The sequence below is a fragment of the Roseibium sediminicola genome, from assembly GCF_023156505.1.
Taxonomy (GTDB): Bacteria; Pseudomonadota; Alphaproteobacteria; order Rhizobiales; family Stappiaceae; genus Roseibium; species Roseibium sediminicola.
Genome location: NZ_JALNMJ010000010.1, coordinates 70,660 through 94,921 on the forward strand (window position 1 = coordinate 70,660; position 24,262 = coordinate 94,921).

The window sequence follows — 24,262 nt, forward strand, 5'->3', positions numbered from 1 at the left end:
ATCGGGAAACCGGCCGGCCACCTTCGGGTGGCCGGTCTTTTTTGGGGGAGCGTGGCCAGGAGACAACCGGCTTCAATGCCGTTCGACGAAGCTGTCGATGACCTTCTTCACGCCGGCCTTTTCGAAATCGATGGTCAGCTTGTTGCCCTCGATCGACTGGATCGCGCCATAGCCGAACTTGATGTGGAAGACCCGTTCGCCGAGGGAATAGGCCGACGGTGCGTCGCTGACCGACCTGGCGACCAGTTCTCCCTCGATGGTGAGTGGACCCTGGCGTTTCTGGCGAGCGGACTGGTAACCGCGGCCGCCACCATCCGAGAAGCCGTTGGAGGACTGGCGGTTGCGCTGCGCCCGTTTCCAGCCGGGCGTCGAATAGCTGCCGCCATCGAAGGGATCGTGGCTGTCGAAACGGGACGGGCCGTATCCGCCGCCGGCATATCCGCCATAGTTGGAGCTGGGCTCGCCGATCTCGACGTGATCCGGTGGCAACTCATCCAGGAACCGCGAGGGCACGGTCGATTGCCACAGGCCATGAATGCGCCGGTTGGAGGCAAAATAGAGTTTCGCACGCTTCTTGGCCCGGGTGATGCCGACATAGGCAAGGCGCCGCTCTTCCTCAAGGCCTGCTCTGCCGCTCTCGTCCAGTGAGCGCTGATGCGGAAAGAGGCCCTCCTCCCAGCCGGGAAGAAACACGGTGTCGAATTCCAGCCCCTTGGCCGAATGCAGCGTCATGATCGAAACGGCGTCGGAGGCATCGGCGCTGTCGCGGTCCATCACCAGGGAAATATGCTCCAGGAACCCGGCCAGGGATTCAAACTCCTCCATAGACCGGATCAGTTCCTTCAGGTTGTCGAGACGTCCGGGCGCTTCGGCGGACCTGTCCAGGCGCCACATTTCCGTGTAGCCGCTTTCATCCAGAATGATTTCGGCGAGGTCCGTGTGCTTGATCTGGTCGAGCTGGCGCCGCCAGCGCTCGAAATTGTCGAGCACGGTTTTCAGCGCGTTGCGCGGCTTGGGCTTCAGCTCTTCCGTATCGATCAATTGGCTGGCCGCCTGCATCAGGGGGATGCGCTCGGCACGGGCCAGGCCATGCACCAGTTTCAGCGTGGCGTCGCCGAGCCCGCGCTTGGGCGTGTTGACGATGCGCTCGAAGGCGAGATCGTCCGCAGGCTGCGCCACACAGCGCAGGTAGGCCATGGCGTCGCGGATTTCCATGCGTTCATAGAAACGAGGACCGCCGATCACCCTGTAATTGAGGCCGAGTGTGACGAAGCGTTCTTCGAACTCGCGCATCTGGAACGAGGCGCGCACCAGAACGGCCATCTCGTTGAGCGCATGGCCCTTGGACTGCAAGGCTTCGATTTCGTCGCCGATGGTGCGGGCTTCCTCTTCCGAGTCCCAGACGGAGGCAACCGAGACAAGGTCATGGTCCGGCTCATCGAAATCGGTGAACAGCGTCTTGCCGAGCCGGCCCTCGTTGAAGGAAATCAGGTGCGAGGCGGCGGCCAGAATGTGGCTGGTGGAGCGGTAATTGCGCTCCAGGCGGATCACTTCCGCGCCCTTGAAGTCATGCTCGAAGCGCAGGATGTTGTCGACCTCGGCGCCGCGCCAGCCATAGATCGACTGGTCGTCGTCGCCGACGCAGCAGACATTCGGATTACCCTGGGCCAGCAGGCGCAGCCACAGATACTGGGCAATGTTGGTGTCCTGGTATTCGTCGACCAGCATGTATCGGAAGCGGAGCTGATAGTCCTTCAGGACATCCGGCTGGGTCTTGAACAGCGTGATGACATGCAACAGCAAGTCACCGAAATCGGCGGCGTTCAGGATCGACAGACGTTCCTGGTATTCCTCGTAGAGCTTGCGGCCGCGGCCGTTAGCAAACGCGCGTGCTTCGCCTTCCGGGACGTCCTTCGGCGTCAGCGCCCGGTTCTTCCAGCTGTCGAGCATGCCGGCAAAGGCCTTGGCGGTCCATCGCTTGTCGTCGAGGCCCTCGGCCTGGATAATCTGCTTGATCAGGCGGATCTGGTCGTCGGTGTCGAGGATCGAGAAGGACGATTTCAATCCGACCAGTTCTGCATGCCGCCTCAGGATCTTCACGCAGATCGAGTGGAAGGTGCCGAGCCAGGCCATGCCTTCGACATTGCCGCCGACAAAGCCGGCAATGCGCTCCTTCATCTCGCGCGCGGCCTTGTTGGTGAAGGTCACGGCGAGGATCTCGGACGGGCGCGCCAGTCCGCTTGCCAGGATATGGGCAATGCGCGTGGTCAGCACCCGGGTCTTGCCGGTGCCGGCGCCTGCCAGCACCAGCACAGGGCCTTCCGTTGTTTCCACGGCCAGCCGCTGTTCCGGATTGAGCCCGGTCAGATAATCCGGGGCACGCCGGGCCGCCATCGCCCGCGCGGCAATCCCCCCTTGCGGCCGCTCCGGCACCGGCGCGGGCTCGGCCCGCGTGCCGACCGGCTGAAAGGGATCGTCAAAAGGATCGTCATACCCGTCCGGGTCGGTCATGGTTTACTGGTCCGGTGTTCTTCAAGCGCTTGTTAGAGAGAACAATATAGCAACAAAGCGGCGCTGACGAGGCGGGAACAAGGGATTTGGTGGGGACAAGATTGCGCCAAACGCTCACATCTCAATTGTCATCCCGGATTGGCGCAGCCAAGTCCGGGACCCAGTAAACACATGCGCCTACAGCTCCAGCCGGCACCGGGGCTACTGTGTCCCGGTCTTGTCGCTTGCGCGTCAAACCGGGGTGACAAGGGAGAGGCATGTATCCGATGACGGGCCGCGGGTCAGGCGGCCTCGTCTTCGCGGACTTCCTGCAGGAACCGCCGGACCGCGCCGGAGAGGTCGCTGGCCACAAGACCGAGCTGTTCCGCGGACTGGCTGAGGTTTTCGGATTTTTCCCGCGTCTGGTCGATGGAGCTGGAAACGCCGGCGACATTGCTGGCCGCCGCCGTGGCCCCATCGGACGCGTAGGTGATGCTCTGGGTGATTTCGCTGGTCGCCGTGTTCTGTTCTTCGACGGACGCGGCGATCGTTTCCGTCACGGAGCGGACTTCCTCGATCTTTTCCACGATGGATCGGATCGCGGCGACGGATTTCTGGGTCGAGCCCTGAATACCGGAAATCTGGCTGGCGATCTCGTCTGTCGCCTTGGCGGTCTGGGTGGAAAGCTCCTTCACTTCCGCCGCAACAACCGCGAAGCCCTTGCCGGCTTCCCCGGCGCGCGCAGCCTCGATGGTCGCGTTCAGCGCCAGAAGGTTGGTCTGTTCGGCAATGGCGCGGATCATCTCCACGACTTCACCGATCTTGTCCGCTGTCTCAGCAAGAATGGAAACGTCCCGGTCGGCCGCCAATGCCGTCTCGGCAGCGGTGGAAGAGAGGGTCATGGCAGATTCCGCCTGGCGGGAAATCTCGCTGATGGAAGCCGAAAGCTCCGCTGCCGCCGACGCCACCGTCTGCACGTTTGTCGTCGCCTCTTCCGTCGCCGCATTGGCCGCAACAGCACTTTCGTTCGCGTGCATGGCGATTTTCAGCATGTCACCCGCACTGTCGCGCACGCCGGTGGTTTCGCTCGAAAGCTGCTCCTGAATGGTCGTGACGGAGCCTTCGAACGCCTTGATGGCATTCTCAAGCTGGGTTCTGCGAGCATTCCGTTTCTCGCGATCAATCGCCGCCAGTTCTTCCAGGCGTTTCTGGTTGATAAGCCCGTCGCGGAAGATTTCGGTTGCCCTTGCGATATCGCCGATTTCATCCGGACGGTCGGTGTCTTGAACCTCAACGTCCAGATTGCCGCCGGCAAGCTCGGTGATGGTGTCGCGCTGCCGGCTCAAAGTGCGCGTGATAGAAATCACCTGATATCCGACCAGCACGAGTGTACCGATCACGAACACCACAGCAACAAGACCAAGCGTCCAGATGTCCCGATTGAGGCGGCTGGCATCCGCCGCCGAGGCCGCCTTGGAGCGATCGATGAAGACGTCGGACACCTGCTTCATCAGGTTCAGCCGCTTGGTCGCAGCAGCAAACCAGGCCGTGCCTTCGATGCCTTGAGCGTCCTGCGTGTCCGGCAGCTTGTGGATCACCGTGCGCCAGGCCAGCGCCTGGTCAACATCGGCTCCTTTCACCGTGTCGTTGAAAAGCTTCAACTGCTCGGGCGTGGTGACGGCTTCCAGTTCCTTCAAGAAGGCCCTTTCGCCGCCATAGAAGGCAATGACATTCCGGAAGGTATCCTGATTGACCTTACCGGTCATATTGAATTCATTGAGCAATGCCGCGCCATTGGCCCGCTCCAGTCCTCCGGCTTCCATCGCCTCAACAATCGTCAGGTAAGGCAGCAATTCGTGGGTGATTTCCCGCGACGGGCTTTCCTCGGTCGCCAGCGCAATCACATGAAGCAGTTCCTCGATCTGACCGGTGTAGGTCTTGACCACATCGCCTGCCTTGAACTGTCGGTCATCGACAGACCTTCTGTAAGCGGCTGTCTCTTCCAGACCGCGCACGATTGTGTTCAGGTCGTTTGTGAGGTCTTTATCGTGCAGATCAACGTTTGCGACATATGAGACGAAGGTCTCGCGTGCCGCGTCCGTCTTGGGACGCTGGCTTGTGAGTGTGGACTGGTTGCCCGCCGCATAATCGGACTTGATCAGTCCAACGCTCATGCCTCGCTCTTTCTGCAGCTCATGAATGAGGTCGCCCGCATTCTGGGCAATCTGGGTCAGGGGACTCATGTACTCATGATGCGCTCGCACCACGGCTTTTTCATAGACGCTCGTGATCGCGAATCCGATCACGGCAATCATCGGGACCAATGCCAGTAGTCCGATCTGCAGCCTGATACGCTTCATTCCCTCGCCCCTCCTTGAACGGCTTTGTGCAAGAAGGGTGCCGATACGGGCTTACCCATACCTTAACGGAAGACCCGTTTTGACATGAAATGACAGGGTTTGGAACTTCATGCCAACATTATCAATTTTAGGTGGTATAAATAATAGAAACCCCTATTGTTAAATATATCGATATATCTCAAAAAAACACATAGGAAACAATAACTTTTACTATCAACGAAATCGAAAAGATAAGTGATCCTGCTTTAAAGAGGAGCCTGTTTCAGGCTCTGCTCACGCCCCGACCAGGTCGAACCAGTCGTCCTCGGAGATCACTTCGATCTCCAGCTCCTGCGCTTTTTTCAACTTCGAGCCTGCCCCCGGACCGGCGACGACGAGGTCGGTCTTTTTTGAGACCGAGCCCGAGGTCTTGGCGCCGAAGCGTTCGGCCATCGCCTTGGCTTCGTCGCGGGTCATGCGTTCCAGCGAACCGGTGAAAACAACGGTCTTGCCCGCCACCGGCGAGCCGGAGGCGTCGATCTTTTCCGGATCCTTCGGGCTGACTTCCTTGAGCAGTGCGTCGAGCTGGTCGCGATTGTGCTGTTCGGCGAAAAATTCCACCAGCGCCTCGGCCACGATATGGCCGATGCCGTCAATGTCGTTAAGCTCGGCAAACGCTTCACCGGCCTCGTCATGGGCGGCCTGCATGGCGGTGTAGAAGGCGTCCCAAGAGCCATAGGCCCGGGCGAGCAGCTTGGCGTTGCCCTCGCCGACATGACGGATGCCGAGCGCGAAGATGAAGCGGTGGAGGTCGATGTCGCGGCGGGCGTTGATCGCCTCGAACAGGTTCTTGGCCGAAACAGCGCCCCAGCCTTCCCGGTTGCGCAGCTTGGTCAGCGAGCGCTTGTCGCGTTCCTCCAGCGTGAAGATATCCGCCGGGGCCATCACCAGACCGTCCTGATAGAACGCATCGACCTGCTTGTCGCCGAAGCCTTCGATGTCGAAGGCGTTGCGGGAGACGAAATGTTTCAGTTTCTCGGTCGCCTGCGCCGGGCAGATCAATCCGCCGGTGCAGCGGCGCACCGCGTCCCGGCGGCCGGTCTTTTCGTTTTCCTCGCGCACCGCATGACTGCCGCAGGCCGGGCAGACGGTCGGGAACTCAAATGGCGCCGCGCCCTCCGGGCGCTTGTCCAGATCGATGTCGACGATCTGCGGAATAACGTCGCCAGCGCGCTGGATCTTGACCGTGTCGCCGACCCTAAGATCCTTGCCGCCGCGGATCGGCTCGCCGTCCTGGCCGATGCCCTTGATATAGTCCTCATTGTGCAGCGTGGCGTTGGAGACGACCACGCCGCCGACGGTGATCGGTTCGAGCTTGGCGACCGGCGTCAAGGCTCCGGTGCGGCCGACCTGGATCTCGATGTCGTTGAGGATCGTGTAGGCCTGTTCGGCCGGGAACTTGTGCGCGATCGCCCAGCGGGGCGAACGGGAGACAAACCCCAGGCGCTCCTGCAGGTCGAGCCGATCGACCTTGTAGACGACCCCATCGATGTCGTAGTCGAGCTGGGCGCGGCTTTCCTCGATGCCGTGATAGACGCCGAGCAGCTCCTCGACGCTCTCGCAGCGCTTCATCAGCGGGTTGATCTGGAACCCCCAGGCCTCCAGCTGCTTGACCATGCCGAATTGCGTGTCTTCCGGCAGCGCGCTCATTTCACCCCAGGCGTAGGCGAAAAAGCGCAAAGGACGCGAGGCAGTGATTTCGGATTTCAGCTGGCGCAGCGAGCCGGCCGCCGCGTTGCGCGGATTTGCAAAGACCTTGCCACCATTGGCGGCCATGCGCTCGTTCAGCGCCTGGAAGTCCTTGTGCGCCATGTAGACTTCGCCGCGCACCTCGACGACTTCCGGCACGTCGCCCAGAAGCTTTTCCGGAATGTCCTTGATGGTCTTCGCATTGGCGGTGACGTTTTCACCCGTTGTGCCGTCACCGCGCGTGGCGGCGTAGACCAGCTCGCCGTTTTCATAGCGCAGAGACAGGGACAGACCGTCGATCTTCGGCTCGGCAGTCACCGCCAGAACGCCCTGAAGCGGATCGAATTTCAGGAAGCGGCGCACCCGGCCGACAAAGTCCTGGACGTCGTCGTCCTGAAAAGCGTTGTCCAGCGACAACATAGGCACCCGGTGGGTGATCTTTCCGAAACCATAGGCCGGAGCCGCGCCGACATTCGCGGACGGGCCGTCGGCAAGAATGAGATTTGGAAACCGGGCCTCGATCGCGGAATTGCGCAGGCGCAGCGCGTCATAGTCCGCATCCGAGATGGTCGGAGCGTCCTCCTGGTGATAGCGCCTGTCGTGCTCGGCGATTTCCGCTGCCAGCCGCTTCAGTTCCACCTGCGCCTCCTCCTGGGTGAGCGCGGCAACATCAATCTGGGCGGTCGAGGTGTCGGTCATGTTCTCTTCACGGAATATGTCAACGGAGGGCACCGATGTGATCACCGGTCTTCTCCCGATAGCGGAACCAGCGGGCGGGCTCAAGAGTTGATACCACAGACCGGCATCGAGTCACGCTGCCGACAGTTTGGAATGAAGGAGACCCAAATGGCTTACGAAGACCACAAGCGCTACCAGGACAAGTCCGCGTTCAGCAGCGCCGGCTGGTTTGTCGCTGGCGGCCTGGCCATGGCGCTCCTTGCCGGTGCGCTGCTCTATATGGAAGGCTATTTCCAGGACGACAACGAGCTTAGCATCGAGTTGAACGTGCCCAACCTGGACGCGGACAAGATCCCGCTGCCGGACGTTCCGGACAAGGTGATTGTCCCGAAGGAGGGCAATTGATCGGGCCTGTTTCGTGTCGTGGATGACTTATCCAGGCGGATGCTTCGGCGTCCGCCTTTTCCTTGCGTCCTGCCGCGAAGCTACTCCGCCGCCGTCAGCAGCCTGCGCGCGGCGGCGCGGGCTTCCTCGGTGATGACGCTGCCGGCCAGCATGCGGGCGATTTCCTCGCTGCGGTGGTCTTCGTCGATGCGCTGGACCCGGGTCGCCACCCGGTCCCGCTTCAAGGCTTCCTTGGCGATCAGGAAATGGCCTTCCGCGCGCGCGGCCACCTGCGGTGCGTGCGTGACGGTCAGCACCTGAACGCTGGCGGCGAGCCGCGCCAGGCGCAGGCCGATGGCCTCGGCAACCGCGCCGCCGACGCCGGTGTCGATTTCGTCAAAGACCAGCGTCGGCGCCGAGCCCTTGTCCGCCAGACACACTTTCAACGCCAGCAGGAAGCGCGAGAGTTCGCCGCCGGACGCGACCTTCATCATCGGCCCGGGCCGGGTGCCCGGGTTGGTTTGAACGTGGAATTCCAGCTGGTCGATGCCGCTGCGGCCCGGGCTTGCCGGGTCGCTCTGCAGTTCAACGATGAACTTCGCGCGCTCCAGCTTGAGATCGGGCAGTTCCTTTTCGACCGCCTTTTCCAGGGCTTTGGCCGTCTTGCGGCGCTTCTCCGACAGGGCGGCGGCCTTCTTGTCGTAAGTGGCGCGGGCCTTGGCGGCGGCTTCGACCAGAGCCGCCAACTTGTCTTCGCCCGCGTCGAGATCGGCAAGATCATTCGACATCGTTTCGCACAACGCGGCCAGCTCCTCGACGGGAACGGAGAATTTCCGCGACGCTGCGCGCAGTGCGAACAGGCGTTCCTCGACGCTTTCCAGTTCACGCGGATCGAACTCGGTCTCACGCAGAGCGGTTTCCAGTCCGCCACGTGTTTCTTCAAGCTGGTCCAGCGCCCCGGCGAGCGAGCGCACGGGCTGGCCCAGAAGCTGCGGCACCTGGTCGGCCTTGCGCTCCAGGCGGCGCAGCAGGCTGGCCAGTTCCGGGATCGGCGATGCCGAGCCGTTGAGGGTTTCGAAGGCCTCGTTGAGGTCGCCGGCGATCTTTTCGACCGCCATCATGTCGGTGCGGCGGGCGGCGAGCTGCTCCTCTTCGCCAGCCTGAGGTTTCAGCTGCGACAGTTCCTCGACAGAAGCGCGCAAATAATCGGCCTCGTTTCGGGCCGCCTCGATCCGCCGCTCGTGTTCGGTGACCGCCTTTTCCGCGGATTTGAAGGCGGCATAAGCCGCCGCAACGGCGTCAGCCTCAGCGGTCAGCCCGCCGAACACATCGATCAGAGCCCGATGGCTCTCCGGATCGACCAGAGCGCGGTCGTCATGCTGGCCATGGATTTCGACCAGCAGCGCCCCCGCCTGGCGCATCAGACCGGCGCTGACCGGCTGATCGTTGATGAAGGCCCGGGTGCGGCCATCGGCGGTCTGGATCCGGCGCAGGATGATGTCGCCATCATCGTCGACATCGTTTTCCCTGAGAAACAGGCGCACCGGATGATCGCCGGCAACGTCGAAGACGGCCGTGACCTGTCCCTGTGCCTCGCCGTGACGCACGAGATCCGCGTCCCCGCGCGCACCAAGCGCCAGGGAAAGGGAGTCGAGAAGAATGGATTTGCCCGCGCCGGTTTCCCCGGTCAGGACCGACATACCGGCGGCAAAATCAAGATCAAGACGGTCGATCAGGACGATGTCACGGATAGACAGCGTGACCAGCATATAGGGAAGCTCCTTAAAGTTCGGCCCACCATATAGGAGGACCGAGACATCTTGAAAGAGCCTGATTGGGCATTTCAACCTCATTTATGAGGCAGGAAAACCCGATCTGGGTATCGCGGATACCAGGCTGTAGTGACACATTAACGATTGGCAGCGCCGCCCGAGAATTGGGTTCTTTCAAGGAGCATGGAGGACGGACATGCGGGGCATATTCAACGACATGCGACGCGGATAGGACCCAATTCTCGGGCGGCCCCTACGGGGTAGGTCCAGGATCGTCCCTGAATGCGTTGGAAATGCTCGAAAGTGCGCTGCAATTCCTTGCGCTTTCCGCCTGTTCAGGAACGATCCTGACCCCAACGATGCCAGTCGTTAATGTGTCACTACAGCCTTAGATGCTCTTGAAGGCCCGGCTGATCCAGCTACCGCTGTCCTCGGAAGGCTCGTAGCCACCCTTGTTGAGCAGCGAATAGGCGTCCTTGTACCACTGGCTGTCCGGGTAGTTGTGCCCGAGCACCGCAGCTGCCGTCTGGGCTTCGTTGACAACACCGAGCGCGTAGTAGGCTTCGGTCAGGCGGAACAGCGCCTCTTCCACGTGCCGCGTGGTCTGATAGTCGACCACCACGGTCTTGAAGCGGTTGATGCCGGCAATGTAGTTGCGCTTCTTCAGGTAGAAGCGCCCGACCTGCATTTCCTTGCCGCCGAGCTGGTCCTTGATAATGCGCAGTTTCTTTTCCGCATCCGGTGAATATTCGGAATCCGGGAAGCGCTGGATCAATTCGGAAAAGGCCTGTCCGGCCTTGAGCGTCACACCCTGGTCGCGCGTGATGTCCGGCATCTGGCGGTAGTAGCTCTGACCGGCCAGGTAAAGCATATAGGCCGAATCCTCATCGCCCGGATAAAGCGTCACGAAGCGTTTCGCCGCGGTCACCGTTTCGGTGTATTTGCCGCGCGAATAGTTCAGGAAGGCCAGGTTGACCAGGGATTTCTTGGAATATTCGGAATAGGGATAAAGCTTGTCGAGCTCCTCGAACTTTTCCGTCGAGTCGCGCAACTTGCCCTGGGCGCGCAGTGCCAGGCCTTCGTTGAAGAGCACATCGGCCGGTGTGTCGTTGAGCGCCAGTTCGTCGAGATCATCCTTCTTGCTGCACGCGCCAAGCGCCAGCGGCGCGGCCAGCACTGCCAGCATCAGGATGTTCTTCATGCGTTTGGTTCTGCTCGTTTCAGAACCAGTATCCATTCCGTTCACGCCTATACTCCCGGGCCGCACGGCCCTTCAGGCCCCGACTGCGCGGCCTTCCCAACTCTTCGACAGGAGTGTTTAGCGGACTTTACCTGTCCCCGTCACGCCCAGAACGGCCATGTGACGGTTTTTTTGAGCATTTTTATGGCAACGGAGCCAAAAGGCTCCGATTTCCGCAGAATCAAAAAGGCCGCTCAGGGGAGCGGCCTCAAATCTTTGGGATCAGGAGACGTCCGGGCCGAAGGCTGCCGCCGCGGCAAGCCCGCCCTTGTCCACCTGGCCGACCTGCCGGAACGCCGGGGATTCGACGATTTCATAGGCACTCGGGTCTTCGAACAGCTTCACCAGGATGGCGTGATTCATCTTGTGGCCGCCCTTGTAGGAGCGGTAGAGACCCAGGATCGGCAGACCGGCAAGCGCCAGATCACCGACCGCGTCGAGCGCCTTGTGGCGGGCGAATTCATCCGGCCAGCGCGTACCTTCCGGGTTCAGGACCTTGTCCTCGGCAATCGCCACGGAATTGTCCAGGGACGAGCCGAGCGCGAAGCCCATCTTCCAGAGCTGCTCGACATCCTTCACATAACCGAAGGTGCGCGCACGGGACAGATCGTCGCGGAACACGTCCGGCGTGATCTCGTCGGAAAACTGCTGGCGGCCGATGAGCGGCGTGTCGAAATCAATGGTGATGTCGAATTTCGTACCCTGATGCGGATGCAGCTCGCACCAGGCGGTGCCATTGTCGACCCGCACGGTCTTCTTGACCTTGAGATAACGGCGGCCGCGGTCCAGTTTCTTCAATCCGGCCTGCTCGATCGCTTCGACGAACACCGCGCTGCTGCCGTCCATGATCGGCATTTCCGGCCCGTCGATTTCCACAATCAGGTTGTCGACGCCCATGCCGAAGAGAGCGGCCATCAGATGCTCGACGGTGGCCACGCCGTCTTTCGACGGATCGCCCAGAACCGTGCACAGGGCCGTCTGGGTGACCTTGTTCCAAAGCGCCGGCACTTCAACGGCATCGTCCTGATCGGTGCGGGTGAACACAATCCCCACACCAGATTCGGCGGGTACCAGGGTGATCGACGCGGGTTTGCCCGAATGAACGCCGATACCGGTCAGGGTCACCTGATCGGCAAGCGTCGTCTGTCGGTCAACATGTGTGGTCATAAAGCCCTGCCCTTCAGAGGTTAGCGGGGCGTAGGATGTCCGGTATTCGAGTGTGCGAAGTTACGGACTTTTAACGATCCCGCGTTGGTTGGGAACATAGTCCCGTTCCTTCGGCGAGCGAAATAAAGCTTTATTACGGTTTGTAACGATTCACAGGCTCGCAAATCGCTGAATTATAACGTGAAATCAGTTCCGTCACGGAAACAGCCCGAAGCGTGAGCTCCGGGCTGTCGCGATCAGGGAAGAAGATCGCTTAACGAATCAGTTGGCCTGACGGCGCAGGAACGCCGGGATTTCCAACTGCTCGTCTTCGCTTGCGCTGACCGGCTTCGGCGCGGCGCGCCCGGTGCCATCCAGCTGACCTGCGGCGCCCTGTGCGGACGGACGCGGCTGGGGTGCGCGCGGGGCCGGCTGTTGCATCTGCGGCGCGGGACGGGCGACCGGGGCCGCAGCCTCGTGCTCGTCCTCGTCTTCCTCGCGGCGGCCGAGACCGCTGGCAAGCCGGCGCAGAAGACCCATCGGACGACGGTCTTCCTCGTCATGCTCGTCAAAGCCAGCCGTGGTCTGCGGTTGAGCCGGGGCCTGAGCGGCCGGCTGCGGAGCACTTGCCGGCGTCTGCTGAGCGCGGATTTCGCGCTGCGCGATCGGCGGGAAGTCTTCCACACGCGGCATGCGCGGCGAGGGATTGTGAGCTTCGGCAACCGGCGGGATGTAGGGCTGGCTGACCGGGGTGTCCTCGACAGCCTTGGCCGGTGCTTCGTCCTCGATATCCATCATCGGAGCTTTGCCCAAGGATGCGATTGTTGGCTGCACCTTCTTGATCTCGACATCCGGATCGCTGGCCACGGAAACCGCCTGCGGCTCCGGAATGGCGAGTTCCTTCTCGAGAGTGGCAACGGCCTTGGCGGCTGCATCCTCGGCATTGGCCTTTTCAAAGACCGGTGCCGGCTTGGACGTGGTGAATTCCGGAGTGCGCAGGGCAGCCGGAGCTTCGCTCTTCAGAGGCTGTGCTGCAACGCCAGGAAAGGTGTTGGCTGCAAGGCCTTCCTCCCTGTCGATGCCGGTTGCCACCACGGAGACGCGAATGATGCCATCCAGCGTTTCGTCGAAGGTCGCGCCCAGGATGATGTTGGCGTCCGCGTCGACTTCCTCGCGAATGCGGGTGGCCGCTTCGTCAACTTCGAACAGCGTCAGGTCATTGCCGCCGGTGATCGAGATCAGGAGGCCCTTGGCGCCCTTCATGGAGGATTCGTCGAGCAGCGGGTTGGCAATGGCCGCTTCCGCGGCCTGCTGCGCGCGTTTCTCGCCGCTGGCCTCGCCGGTGCCCATCATCGCCTTGCCCATGCCGCGCATCACGGAGCGGACGTCGGCAAAGTCGAGGTTGATAAGGCCTTCCTTGACCATCAGGTCGGTGATGCAGGCAACACCGGAATAGAGCACCTGGTCGGCCATGGCGAACGCGTCGGCGAAGGTGGTCTGGGCGTTGGCAATCCGGAACAGGTTCTGGTTCGGAATGACGATCAGCGTGTCGACATTGCGCTGCAGTTCCTCAATGCCGGATTCGGCGATGCGCATGCGCCGCGCGCCTTCGAACTGGAACGGCTTGGTAACCACACCGACGGTGAGTATACCTTGCTCTCGGGCCGCCCGCGCGATCACGGGGGCCGCGCCAGTGCCGGTGCCACCGCCCATGCCGGCGGTGATGAACACCATATGCGATCCGGACAGGTGGTCGTTGATCTCGTCGATCACTTCCTCAGCCGCGGCAGAGCCGACTTCCGGCTGGGACCCGGCTCCGAGACCTTCCGTGACGGCGACGCCCATCTGGACGAGCCGGTCGGACTGGTTCATTGCCAGTGCCTGGGCATCCGTGTTGGCGCAAACGAAGTCGCACCCCTGGAGGCCTGCTGTGATCATGTTATTGACGGCGTTTCCGCCCGCGCCGCCGACGCCGAAAACCGTAATCCGCGGCTTCAGCTCCTGAATGTCGGGCATCTTCAGGTTGATGGTCATATTATCCTCGCGACCCACTGGCGCCCCCGCTACGGGAGAACCCTCTTCTTCCCTAAGTTCCTCTGCCACGATGGGCAGCTGCATTTCCTGGATGTCGTCTTCTTGGCTCATGTCGTCAGAAGCTTTCCCTGATCCACTGGCCCACACGGGCGAGATAACCAGATTGCCCGCCCCACCCTGATCGACGGTTCTTGTGTTCGAACTGTTCGATCTGAGCGACCTGCGGATAAATCAAGAGGCCAACGGCGGCGGCAAAAGCCGGACCTTTGGCGGCCTCGGGAAGACCGGCGACACCGAGTGGCCGGCCAAGACGGACGTTGCGCCCCAGGATGTGACGCGCAACTTCTCCAAGACCCGTGAGCTGACTTGCGCCCCCGGTCAGAACGATCTGCTTGCCCACACGGCCGGCAAAGCCGGAGGCGGTCAGCCGATCTCTCACGAGTTCTAGGATTTCTTCCACGCGCGGGCGGATGACACGGGTCAGCGCCGAACGCGGGATCTGGTTGGGCAGGTCGCTGTCGCTTTCCAGCGGCGGCACCGTGAGCAGGTCACGATCGTCCGAGCTGGAGGCCAGCGGCGAGCCGTAAAGGGTTTTCAAACGCTCCGCGTCCTGGAGGCGGGTCGCGAAGGCGCGGGCAATATCCGTGGTGACATGATTGCCGCCGACGGCGATCGCGTCGAGATGGACCATGTGGCCATCGACAAAGACCGACAGCGTCGTCGTGCCGCCGCCCATGTCGATGCAGGCAACCCCGAGTTCGGCTTCGTCGTCGACAATGGTCGACAGGCCACTGGCAAAGGGCGTCGCCACCATGGTTTCCACATGCAGGTGACCGCGGTTGATACACAGTTCCAGATTGCGCACCGGCGGCACTTCCGCCGAAACCACCTGCATTTCAACGCCGAGCTTGTGACCCATCATGCCGCGCGGGTCGCGGATGCCGCGGCTGCCGTCGAGGGAATAGGAAATCGGCAGGGCATGCGTGACCGCCCGCCCGTCGGTGACCGAATGGCTGGAACCGGCCGAAAGAACCCGCTGGATGTCGGCTTCCGAAACGCTGTCGCCGGCGAGCGGCACGTTGGCGCTGTAGATTTCACTCTGCAGACGGCCGCAGCTGACATTGGCGATCAAAGACTCCACCGTCACGCCGGCCATGCGCTCGGCGCTGTCCACGGCGAGACGGATCGCGTGCTCGGCCGCGTCCATGTCAACAACGACACCGGACTTGATACCGCGCGAGCGCTGATAGCCATAGCCAAGCACTTCCACCTTGTGGGAGCGGCTGGACAGGATCGTCTTGTCTTCCTGCGGCACCAGCTTGGCGATCAGGCAGCAGATCTTGGTCGAGCCGACATCGAGCACGGACATGATGACCGCGCGCCGGCTCGGCAGCGGACGCATCTTGGGCAGATACAGGTGGGATCCGGAACGGCTCATGTGTCCCGCTCCTTCTTGCCTGCCCGGCCCTTGCCGCCGGTCATGATCTTGCGTTCCTCGGCCGCTTCGTCCGACAGCCGTACGGTGACCCGGTCGGCCAGGCGCATGTCGATCGCCACGATGTCCCGCGACAGCAGGCCGCTTTCTTCATCCATTTTCACAAGATCGGCCAGTGCCGCATCGATATTGTCCTCAGGCAGGCGGATCGAAATGCCGTTTTCCAGCTGCAGGTCCCAGCGACGGTCCGAGATCAGGAACGCGGCGCGCACGCGTGGGCGCAGTTCCGGGACCCGTTCCAGCGCCGTGTTGATCTCCCCCGCCCGGCGCTGCGCGCCGTGATTGACCACAAGAAGGAGATTGGCGTAGCGGCCATCGACGTCATCCGTAATGACGTCGCCCGCCTCGTTGACGATCGAGACCAGGTCCCCGCGCTGCCACAGCACGTAAGGCACCCGCTCCTCGATGTTGATCTGCAAGGTGCTCGGATAGAGCTTCATCACCGAAGCGTTCTTCACCCAGGCCATCTGGCTGAGACGCTCGCGCGCACCGGCCGCATCGAACAACGCCAGCGAGGACCCTTCGTGGATTTCCAGGGCTTCCAGGATCTGAAACTCGTCGATTTCGCGCTGACCGGACAGCTTCACTGCCTCGATGCCGAAGCCTGCGGCAGACAGGAGCGCGTCGGAAACGATCCGGCCGTGCCCCCCTATGACTATTCCATAACCAATCGTTAAGGTTAAGAACCCCAGCGCAGCAGCAGAGCCGGTCCAGCGCGGAAGATCTGCCAGTCGTCCAGCGGAGCGCCAGACGGGCTGCCGGTGCAAACGCGCGACGCCGCGCCCGCGCGGAGCCAGTTCGGCCTCCAGCGGGGTCAGCAAATCCCGGTTCTGTTTGCGTGCTAGCGACAGCAACTCGCGTCCTCAACCATCCAACTGACCAGGTCCTTGAAGCTCATTCCCTTGTGGGCCGCCATTTCGGGCACAAGAGAGGTCGGCGTCATGCCTGGTTGCGTGTTCACTTCAAGGCAGATCAGGTCTCCGGATCCGTCTTCGCGTTCATCGAATCGGAAGTCGGCCCGGGAAACGCCGCGGCATCCCAACGCCTGATGCGCCTTAACCGCTAGTGTCTCTATGGTTTGGTAAACAATCGGTGAAATTTTTGCAGGAAGGATGTGTTTTGAACCGCCTTCTACATATTTTGCATCATAATCGTAGAAGCCGTGCCCCACAGGCACGATGTCGATGACGCCAAGCGCCCGGTCTTCCATGACCGCGCAGGTCAATTCGCGCCCCTTGATAAACTTTTCGCACATCAGGACATCTGGGTAAGGCCAGTCGCTCCGGCCCAGCTCCTGCGGCGGAAACTCTTGATCTTCCTTGACAATCAGCACCCCGAAGCTCGAGCCTTCGTTGATCGGCTTCAGCACGTAAGGCGGCTTCATCGGATGTTCGCGCTGGATGTCGTGGCGGTTCACAATCAGGTGCTCGGTCACCGGAACACCGGCCGCCTGCATCACCGCTTTTGCCTTCACCTTGTTCATGGCAAGGCTCGAAGCCATCACTCCGGAATGCGTATAGGGAATGTTAAGAAACTCTAATATTCCCTGAATGCAGCCATCCTCGCCGAAGGGGCCGTGCAGGGCATTGAAGGCGACATCCGGCTTCAGTTTCTTCAAAACAGCCGAAACATCGCGATCGACATCGACCCGGGTAACCCGATAGCCGGCCTCTTCGAGCGCATCTGCGCACCCCCCGCCGCTGGCAAGAGAAACCGGGCGTTCGTTGACCCAGCCGCCCATCAGGACGGCGACGTGTTTGCTGGCCATCTATGCAGCCTCCCCTGCTTGCCCCAAAAACGGCTCGATCGCGCCTTCCGGCCCGAACGTGCCCAGCCGCTTGATTTCCCATTCCAGCTGGATGCCGCTGTGCTGCAGTACCCGCGCGCGCACCGTTTCGCCCAGAAGTTCCAGTTCATGTCCGGTGGCGTTGCCGGTGTTGATCATGAAATTGCAGTGCATTTCCGACATCTGCGCGCCACCGACGGTCAGCCCGCGGCAGCCGGCGGCGTCGACTTCCTTCCAGGCGGAAGTACCCGGCGGGTTCTTGAAGGTCGATCCCCCGGTCTTTTCTCGGATCGGTTGGGCCTTTTCCCGGTGCGCGACCACATCCGCCATTTCCTGGCGGATCGAGGCCTCGTCCTGCGGCAGGCCCTCGAACACGGCGGACGTGAAAATCAGATCCTTCGAGGCGCCCGAATGGCGGTAGGCGTAGCCCATCTCCGCGTTTGACAGCACATGACGGGTGCCGTCACGGTCAATCGCGGTGAGCTCGACCATACGCTCGCGGGTTTCCGTACCATGGGCACCGGCATTCATCCGCAGCGCACCGCCCAACCCGCCCGGAATACCTGTGTAGAAGGCAAATCCACCCAGCCCGGCCTTGGCGGCGGCTTCCGCAAGCCGCTTGTCGGGAACAGCCGCCCCCGCGCGGATCCGGTGGCCACCGATCTCCTCGACCGCGCCAAACCCCTTTGCGCTCAGCCGGATCACCACTCCTTCCAGGCCGCCGTCCCGGATCAAAAGGTTCGATCCGAGACCGACCGGCAGCACCGGGATCTCCCTCGGCAGCTTTTTCAGGAAGGCCGCGAGGTCTTCCTCGTCGGCCGGCTGGAACATCAGCTGGGCCGGACCGCCGGTGCGGAACCAGGTGACAGCCGAAAGCGGCTGGTTGACGGTCAACCTGCCGCGAATGCCTTCGGCCAGGTCGGGATACTGCGAAAGGAGATCGGGGAAACCCATAAGCCGTCTCCCTCCTAAAGCGCTTCGAGCTGCTTCGGCAAAGCGTAGGCCCACTGGGTGATGTTGCCGGCGCCGAGGCAGATGACGAAGTCGCCCGGTTCCGCGATCTCCTTGATCAGGGCCGGGATGTCTTCCGGCCCCTCAATTGCCTGGACGTTGCGGTGCCCGCGGGTCTTCATGCCCGACACCAGATCGGTGTGCAGCGCGCCTTCGATGGGCTGCTCACCGGCCGGGTAGACCGGCGCAATGATCACGTTGTCGGCGTCGTTGAAACAGTTGGAAAAATCGTCGAACAGGCTGTGCAGGCGCGAATAGCGATGCGGCTGCATCACCGCGATGACCTTGCCCTTGGTCGATTCGCGAGCGGCATGCAGCACCGCCTTGATCTCGACCGGATGGTGGCCGTAATCGTCGAAGATCTGAACGCCGCCGACCGTGCCTGTGTGGGTGAAACGCCGCTTGACGCCACCAAAACCGGAAATGCCCTTCTTCAGGTCTTCCGCGCCGACACCGAGCTGGGAGGCAACCGCAATCGCCGCCGTCGCGTTGGAAACGTTGTGCAGGCCGGGCATCGGCAGCACCAGATCGGTCAGTTCCGTGACCTCGTCATTGCGCCGGTCGCGAATGGTGACCGAGAAAATCGACTTGCCGCCATCCATGGAGACATCGGTGAAGCGCACATCGGCCTGCGGGTTGGTGCCGTAGGTGACGACGCGCCGGTCCTCGATCGTGCCGATCATGGTCTGGACTTCCGGGTGGTCCAGGCACATCACGGCGAAGCCGTAAAAGGGCACGTTCTCGACGAATTGCCGGAACGCCGCGCGAACGCCGGCGAAGTCGCCATAATGGTCGAGATGCTCCGGATCGATATTGGTGACGATGGCGATGTCGGCGGGCAGCTTGATGAAGGTGCCGTCACTCTCGTCGGCCTCGACCACCATCCAGTCGCCCTCGCCCATGCGCGCATTGGTGCCGTAGGCGTTGATGATACCGCCATTGATCACAGTCGGATCGAGTCCGCCGGCATCCAGCAGCGCCGCGACCATGGAGGTCGTCGTGGTTTTGCCATGGGTGCCCCCGACGGCGATCGCCTGCTTGAAGCGCATCAACTCGGCCAGCATTTCCGCGCGGCGCACCACCGGGATCAGTTTTTCACGGGCCGCGACCAGTTCCGGATTGTCCTTCTTGATCGCGGAAGACACCACCAGCACCTCAGCATCGCCGAGATTGTCCGCGGCGTGGCCGACCGTCACCTTGATGCCGTTTGCCCGCAAACGCTGGACATTGGCGTTTTCGGCCATGTCGGAGCCCTGCACCTCGTAGCCAAGGGTTTTCAGCACCTCGGCAATGCCACTCATGCCGATGCCGCCGATGCCGACAAAATGCACCGGTCCGATATCCTGCGGCATCTTCATGGCCGTTCTCCTTGTTTCGTGGCAATCTTTTCGACCAGATCGGCCAGGCGTTTGACCGCATCGGGCCTGCCGACGCTGCGCGCGTTTTTCGCGGCTTCCTTGAGCATTTCCGGCGCATTCATGAACCGGAGGATTTCCTTGGCGAGACGCTCCGGATAAAGATCCACCTGCCGGATCGGCCAGGCGCCGCCGACCTTTTCCAGAACCTTGGCATTGGCGGCCTGGTCCTGATCGATGGCGCCGGGCAACGGCACCAGAATGGAAGGCCGGCCCAGCACGCCGAGCTCGCTCACCGAGGAAGCCCCCGAGCGGCACAAGACGAGATGCGCATGCGCGATCCGTTGCGGCATGTCCTGGAAAAACGGCGCGCATTCGGCCTGAACGCCAAGCGCGTCATAAGCCGCCTGAACCCGCTCCATGTCTTCCGGCCGGCATTGCTGCACGATTTGGAGGCGTTTTCGAATGTCTTCAGGCAATTTCTCGACCGCAGGCGGCACCAGATCCGAGAAGAACCGCGCGCCTTGCGAACCACCGAACACCAACAACCGGAAAGGACCGGTCGGTTCGGGCGTCGAGTAGAAAATCTCGGAGGCATTCAAAACCGCGTCGCGCACCGGGTTGCCGGTCTCGACCAGTTTCGCGGTCAGCTCTGCCGGAAGATCGTCCATCGGCACGCTGGTTGCGATTGCGTCAACACCCTTGGCCAGCAACTTGTTGGCCCGGCCCATGACACCGTTCGCTTCATGCAACACAGACGGGGTTCCGGTCAGGCGCGCCGCGAACATCGGCGGAAAGGTCGGGTACCCGCCGAAGCCGGCGACGACGTCCGGCTTGAGTTTCTTGATAACCTTGCGCGCCTGCAGGGTGCCCAACATCAGTTTGAGCGCGGTCTTCGCCAGCAGCAGGGGATTGCGGCCGCGAATGGTTTCGGAGGAAATGATGTGGACCTCGCGGGCCGGAAAGGCGCTGCCGTATTTGTCGGCGCGCTCGTCCGTCGCCAGCTCCACGGTCCAGCCACGCCGGATCAGCTCGCTGGCAAGCGCCTGTGCGGGAAACAGGTGGCCGCCTGTGCCGCCGGCCGTCAATAAAACAGTTTTACTCATGAAATCGGCTTACGGATTTACATTAGGGACGAGGGTGACAACCGGCTGACCGTGACGACATCGCCGCGCGAGGGCTGCGGCCGCCGTCGCGTCAGCGCCAGAATGGCGCCTGCGGTCATGGCGGAGGACAACAGGGACGAGCCGCCATAGGAGATGAATGGCAGCGTCATGCCCTTGGACGGCATCAGATGAAGGTTCACGGCAAGATTGATGGTCGCCTGCAGACCGAACAGGACCACGAGGCCCGCGGTCGCCAGACGGCTGAACGCGTCCTGGTCTCGGCTGGCATGTTTGAGCCCGCGCAGTACGATGAAGGCGAAGACGGAGACCAGCACCAGACAGATGATCACGCCGAACTCCTCCCCGACCACGGCGAAGATGAAATCGGTGTGGCTGTCCGGCAGAATGCGCTTCACAGTGCCCTCACCCGGACCGCGGCCGAACCAGCCGCCGGCCAGGAAGGAATCCCGGGCGGTGTCGACCTGGTAGGTGTCTCCGGACGCCGGATCGAGAAACCGGTCGACGCGGTTGGTCACGTGCGGGAGGAAGGCATAAGCGGCAAACAGCCCGGCAATGCCGATCAGGCCGAGCGCCATGATGATCAGCCAGGAAATGCCGTTCAGGAAGAACAGCCCCGCCCAGACGAGACCCAGCAGCATGGTCTGGCCGAAATCCGGCTGTGCGATCAAAAGCGCGGCGCAGATCGCAAACAGCACGAAGGCGAACAGCACACCGGGCACTTCCCGGCGGCGTCCGCTTTCCGACAACAGAAACGCAATCAGGATCACAAAGGCCGGTTTCAGGAATTCCGACGGCTGCAGCGAGAACCCGGCGATATAGATCCAGCGCCGGGCGCCCTTGGCCTCGAAGCCGGCGAACAGGGTCGCGATCATCAAGAGAAGCGAGATCGTGAACACGATCAGCGCGGCGCGCCGGACCATGCGTGGCGGCATTAACGAGGCCGCCAGCATGATGATCACGCCGGGGACCAGGAACATGGCCTGTCGCTTAACGAAGAACAGGGTTTCAACACCGAGCCGTTCGGCCACCGGCGGGCTTGCCGCGAAGGACAGGACCACGCCACCGACCATCAGAAGTCCAAAGGCCGCAAGGAGATAGTGGTCCACAGTCCAGAGCCATTCGGCAAAGCGGCTGCGATCGGCGCGTGAAACCATGTTACGCGACCTCCTCCTGAGTGAGTGCATCAGGCAAGGCACGCACCGCGTCTACAAAAGCAGCGCCCCGCAATTCGAAATTCGGGAATTGATCAAAGCTTGCGCAGGCGGGTGACAGAAGAATGGCGATTTCTTCCGCGCCATCCTCGGCTGCCTCGGCCGCGGCGTCCTTGACCGCCTGGGTCAAGGTTCCACTGATCGTGTGCGGCACCCGCCCCTCCAGGGTCTTTGAAAAGTCCCGCGCGGCCTCGCCGATCAGGAAGGCCTTGGCGATCCTCGGGAAATACTCGTCCAGCGAGGAAATTCCGCCTTCCTTGGCGCGGCCACCGGCGATCCAGTAGATCCGATCGAAACTCGCCAGCGCACGCGCCGCGGCGTCCGCGTTGGTCGCCTTGCTGTCGTTGATGAACAGCACCCGTCCCTGTTTCGATACCACTTCCATACGGTGATGCAGGCCCGGGAAGCTGGCCATGGCCGCGGCGATCTTCGCCGCTGGCAGTTCCAGGGCGCGCAGGGCCGCAAAGGCGGCGGCCGCGTTCTGGCCATTGTGGTCACCGCGCAGACTGTCGATGCCGCCGAGCAGCGCCACTTCGCTCTGGGCACCGTCATGGGCCTCGACCAAACGGCCGTGCCGGGCATAGATGCCGGACGTCAACTCGCGCTCGCCGGCAATGCGGCAGACCGGCTTGCGCGCCAGTTCGAGCCGGTCGGCAATCGCCGACGACATCCGGTCGTCGACGCCGACAACCGCGACCTTGGCACCGGCCACCAGCCGTTCCTTGATCGCGGCATAATGGTCCATGGTGCCGTGCCGGTCGAGATGGTCGGGCGACAGGTTCATGTGAATGCCGACCGTCGGGTCCAGCGACGGCGCCAGATCGATCTGGTAGGACGAACACTCGACAACGTAGTGGCGCCCCGGCTGCGGCGGTTTCAGCTCCAGAACCGGTGTGCCGATATTACCGCCCATCTGCACGTCGAGGCCCAGTTCCTTCAGGAGATGGGTCACCAATGCGGTAGTGGTCGACTTGCCGTTGGTGCCAGTGATCGCGATCAGCGGCGCGGCGGGACAAAGCTTGCGCCGCTCGCGGCAGAAGAGTTCGACATCGCCGATGATCTCGATCCCGGCTTCGCGGGCAAGATCCACGGTCCAGTGCGGAGCCGGATGGGTCAGCGGCACGCCTGGCGCCAGCACCAACGCCGAGACCGAGGACCAGTCCAGCTCGCGCAGATCCAGCGTTGCCAGGCCTTCGGCGGCCGCCTGCGCCACCCGGTCTTCATTGTCGTCAAAACAAACCACATCAGCGCCGCCAGCCGCCAGCGCCCGCGCGGTCGCAAGACCGGAGCCGCCGAGCCCGAAGAGGGCAACCTTCTGGTTTTGAAATGTGGTGACCGGGATCATCGCTTACCTCAGCTTCAAGGTGGCAAGGCCAAGCAGGGCCAGGACGACGGAGATGATCCAGAAGCGGATCACGACCTGGCTCTCGGTCCAGCCCATGATCTCGAAATGATGGTGGATCGGCGCCATCCGGAAGACACGCTTGCCGGTGAGGCGGAAGGAGATCACTTGCACGATCACGGAGACGGCCTCGAGCACGAACAGGCCGCCGATGATCGCCAGCACGATCTCGTGTTTGGTGGCAACGGCGATGGCGCCGATCATGCCGCCGAGCGCCAGCGAGCCGGTGTCACCCATGAAGATGGCCGCTGGCGGCGCGTTGAACCACAGAAAGCCGAGACCGGCGCCAATGACGGCACCGCAAATCACCGCCAGTTCACCGGTGCCGGCGACATGATGGATCTGCAGGTAACTGGCGAAAACCGCGTTACCGGAGAGATAGGCGATCAGGCCGAAAGAGGCGCAGGCGATCATCACCGGCACGATTGCAAGGCCGTCGAGACCGTCGGTGAGGTTGACCGCGTTGCCGGCCCCGACCATCACGAAGGCCGCGAAGGGAATGAACACAATCCCCAGATTGAGCGTGAATTCCTTGAGGAAAGGAAAGGTGATCGCTTCCGAATAGGCGGACGTGTCCAGAATGGTCACCGCAAAGGCGGCGGAGGCGGCAATAATGAACTCAAGTCCGAGCCGTGCCTTGCCGCCGAAGCCCTTGTGCGAGGACTTGGTCACCTTCAGATAGTCGTCGTAAAAGCCGATGCTGCCGAAACCGAGCGTGACCGCGACCACCACCCAGACATAGGGGTTGGAAAGATCCGACCAGAGCAGCGCGGCGACCAGCGCCCCGGAGAGGATCATCAGGCCGCCCATGGTCGGCGTGCCTTTTTTGGTCAGGAGATGGCTTTCCGGGCCGTCGGAGCGGATCGGCTGGCCATGTCCCTGACGGATCCTGAGGCTTGCAATGATTTTCGGGCCGAACAGAAAAACGAAGAACAGCGCCGTCATGATCGCGCCGCCCGTGCGGAACGTGATGTACCGGAACACGTTCAGTGCCGAAACTTGATCCGCGAATTGCCCCAGGAAATAAAACATTCAATCAAAGC

Annotated in this window: 17 protein-coding genes; 1 reads left to right on the forward strand and 16 read right to left on the reverse strand. The window is 62.1% G+C overall.

All coding sequences use genetic code 11. The features are described from left to right. Positions 1–72 precede the first annotated feature (72 nt). The 3 genes from M0H32_RS15280 to ligA form a co-directional block, all read right to left on the reverse strand. Complete coding sequence (locus M0H32_RS15280; protein WP_248155502.1) at positions 73–2,511, reverse strand: DUF3553 domain-containing protein; 2,439 nt, start codon at positions 2,509–2,511, stop codon at positions 73–75. Between the two features lie 281 nt (positions 2,512–2,792). Next, on the reverse strand, positions 2,793–4,850 hold the full coding sequence (locus M0H32_RS15285; RefSeq protein WP_248155504.1) for a methyl-accepting chemotaxis protein: 2,058 nt from the start codon (positions 4,848–4,850) through the stop codon (positions 2,793–2,795). A gap of 273 nt (positions 4,851–5,123) precedes the next feature. Continuing rightward, positions 5,124–7,277, reverse strand: coding sequence for an NAD-dependent DNA ligase LigA (gene ligA / locus M0H32_RS15290; RefSeq protein ID WP_248155506.1), 2,154 nt, complete (start codon positions 7,275–7,277; stop codon positions 5,124–5,126). A gap of 147 nt (positions 7,278–7,424) precedes the next feature. Here ligA and M0H32_RS15295 point away from each other — a divergent pair, with 147 nt between their 5' ends. Beyond that, the gene (locus M0H32_RS15295; RefSeq protein ID WP_248155508.1) at positions 7,425–7,661 is read left to right on the forward strand and encodes a hypothetical protein; all 237 of its coding nucleotides are present in this window, start codon (positions 7,425–7,427) and stop codon (positions 7,659–7,661) included. Between the two features lie 80 nt (positions 7,662–7,741). Here M0H32_RS15295 and recN read toward each other — a convergent pair whose 3' ends face one another. From recN to mraY, 13 genes are all read right to left on the reverse strand, one after another. After that, positions 7,742–9,409, reverse strand: coding sequence for a DNA repair protein RecN (recN, locus tag M0H32_RS15300; RefSeq protein WP_248155510.1), 1,668 nt, complete (start codon positions 9,407–9,409; stop codon positions 7,742–7,744). Between the two features lie 391 nt (positions 9,410–9,800). After that, a complete protein-coding gene (locus M0H32_RS15305; protein WP_425607327.1) occupies positions 9,801–10,613 on the reverse strand; it encodes an outer membrane protein assembly factor BamD in 813 nt (270 codons plus the stop codon). 261 nt (positions 10,614–10,874) lie between these two features. After that, a complete protein-coding gene (lpxC, locus tag M0H32_RS15310) occupies positions 10,875–11,819 on the reverse strand; it encodes a UDP-3-O-acyl-N-acetylglucosamine deacetylase (RefSeq protein ID WP_248155514.1) in 945 nt (314 codons plus the stop codon). A gap of 261 nt (positions 11,820–12,080) precedes the next feature. Further along, positions 12,081–13,832, reverse strand: a complete 1,752-nt coding sequence (gene ftsZ / locus M0H32_RS15315) for a cell division protein FtsZ (protein WP_248155773.1) — start codon at positions 13,830–13,832, stop codon at positions 12,081–12,083. 115 nt (positions 13,833–13,947) lie between these two features. Further along, a complete protein-coding gene (ftsA, locus tag M0H32_RS15320; protein WP_248155516.1) occupies positions 13,948–15,270 on the reverse strand; it encodes a cell division protein FtsA in 1,323 nt (440 codons plus the stop codon). After that, on the reverse strand, positions 15,267–16,181 hold the full coding sequence (locus tag M0H32_RS15325) for a cell division protein FtsQ/DivIB (protein WP_248155518.1): 915 nt from the start codon (positions 16,179–16,181) through the stop codon (positions 15,267–15,269). Before M0H32_RS15325 ends, ftsA begins: the two co-directional genes overlap by 4 nt. Then, the gene (locus M0H32_RS15330; protein WP_248155520.1) at positions 16,169–17,095 is read right to left on the reverse strand and encodes a D-alanine--D-alanine ligase; all 927 of its coding nucleotides are present in this window, start codon (positions 17,093–17,095) and stop codon (positions 16,169–16,171) included. The genes M0H32_RS15325 and M0H32_RS15330 overlap by 13 nt, the downstream gene beginning before the upstream one ends. After that, positions 17,096–18,067: a UDP-N-acetylmuramate dehydrogenase gene (gene murB / locus M0H32_RS15335; RefSeq protein ID WP_248155522.1), complete on the reverse strand. Its 972-nt coding sequence runs from the start codon at positions 18,065–18,067 to the stop codon at positions 17,096–17,098. It lies immediately after the preceding gene. Between the two features lie 14 nt (positions 18,068–18,081). Beyond that, complete coding sequence (gene murC / locus M0H32_RS15340; RefSeq protein WP_248155524.1) at positions 18,082–19,482, reverse strand: UDP-N-acetylmuramate--L-alanine ligase; 1,401 nt, start codon at positions 19,480–19,482, stop codon at positions 18,082–18,084. Next, on the reverse strand, positions 19,479–20,585 hold the full coding sequence (gene murG, locus M0H32_RS15345) for an undecaprenyldiphospho-muramoylpentapeptide beta-N-acetylglucosaminyltransferase (protein WP_248155526.1): 1,107 nt from the start codon (positions 20,583–20,585) through the stop codon (positions 19,479–19,481). Before murG ends, murC begins: the two co-directional genes overlap by 4 nt. 17 nt (positions 20,586–20,602) lie before the next feature. After that, positions 20,603–21,760: a putative lipid II flippase FtsW gene (ftsW, locus tag M0H32_RS15350; RefSeq protein WP_248155528.1), complete on the reverse strand. Its 1,158-nt coding sequence runs from the start codon at positions 21,758–21,760 to the stop codon at positions 20,603–20,605. A 1-nt stretch (position 21,761) separates the two neighbouring features. Next, the gene (murD, locus tag M0H32_RS15355; RefSeq protein WP_248155530.1) at positions 21,762–23,162 is read right to left on the reverse strand and encodes a UDP-N-acetylmuramoyl-L-alanine--D-glutamate ligase; all 1,401 of its coding nucleotides are present in this window, start codon (positions 23,160–23,162) and stop codon (positions 21,762–21,764) included. A gap of 3 nt (positions 23,163–23,165) precedes the next feature. Then, positions 23,166–24,251, reverse strand: a complete 1,086-nt coding sequence (mraY, locus tag M0H32_RS15360; RefSeq protein ID WP_248155533.1) for a phospho-N-acetylmuramoyl-pentapeptide-transferase — start codon at positions 24,249–24,251, stop codon at positions 23,166–23,168. Positions 24,252–24,262: the final 11 nt, after the last annotated feature.